Origin of the sequence: Limosilactobacillus sp. DJ3M12 (assembly GCF_947381695.1) — a bacterium.
GTDB classification, from domain to species: Bacteria; Bacillota; Bacilli; order Lactobacillales; family Lactobacillaceae; genus Limosilactobacillus; species Limosilactobacillus kinnaridis.
This window is the reverse complement of sequence record NZ_CANCWY010000056.1, coordinates 1-1,080: the sequence shown is the minus strand read 5'-3', so window position 1 is coordinate 1,080 and position 1,080 is coordinate 1. Positions and strand designations below refer to the sequence as shown.

Here is a 1,080-nt window from a genome sequence, read left to right as displayed (position 1 = left end):
GGGAGCAAAGCCAGACTTGAGAACCTCCGGCGATAAAACCGGTAAAGTTGAAGTTACCTTCCCAGATGGTTCTAAGAAAGACACTGATGTTACAATTCATGTAAAGACTGATGCAGAAACTTATGATCCAAAAGCCCAACCTTGGACTACAACTGTTGGCAAAACGCCTAAGGCTGATGAAGTAATTTCAAGCACTGATAAGAATGGTAAGAAGATGCCAAGTGATGCAAAATACACTTGGAAGACTGAACCAAACACAAGTAAAACTGGTGAGGCATTTGGTGAAGTAAAAGTAACTTACAGTGATGGAAGCCATGATGATGTTCCTGTAACTATTAACGTCAAGGACAAGGATAAGCTAAATGACAAGGAAAAGTACCACATCTATGGCAAAGATGGTCTTAAGGTAGATAATGGTAAAACTTTGGATCCAAAAGATACTATCGTTGTAAAGGATATTGATGGTAATCAAACTACTTTACCAGAAGGCTCAACTGTTAAATGGACTAAGGGTAAGGAACCTGACTTTAGTCAAGCTGGTAAGGATGTAACTGGTGAAGTAACTGTAACTTATCCAGATCACACCCAATCTGACTCAGTAACTGTAACTGTTCATGTCAATGGTGAAAGTGATGAATACAAGGTTACACCTAGAGATGGTGTAACTGTTCAAAGAGGTGGCCAAGTTGATCCAGAATCAACAGTTGTTGCTCAAACTCCAGCTGGCAAACCAACTAGTTTCCCAGACGGAACCAAGCATGAGTGGATAACTAAGCCTGATACTGACTCTACTGGTAAGCGTACTGGTGTAGTTAAGACTACCTTCCAAGATGGTTCTACTACCACAACTACTGTTAGTGTAAATGTTGAGCCAAACCAAAGTGATAAGATCACACCAAATGTTCCATCAACCAAGGAACCAGTAGCAAATACCAGCAGCTTAACTAAAGATGAAAAGGACAAAGTTAAGACTAATGTAACTGATGCCAACAAGGATAAGTTTCCAGCTGGCACTAAAGTTGATGTAGGTGATGACGGTACAGCTACAGTAACTTACCCAGATACGTCAACTGATACAAT

At 40.3% G+C, this 1,080-nt stretch carries 1 protein-coding gene; it reads left to right on the top strand.

Going from position 1 to position 1,080, the window contains the following annotated elements:
- Positions 1–16 precede the first annotated feature (16 nt).
- The coding region (locus tag QOS06_RS10640) for a Rib/alpha-like domain-containing protein (protein ID WP_283596040.1) at positions 17–1,080 on the top strand (1,064 nt) is incomplete at its 3' end.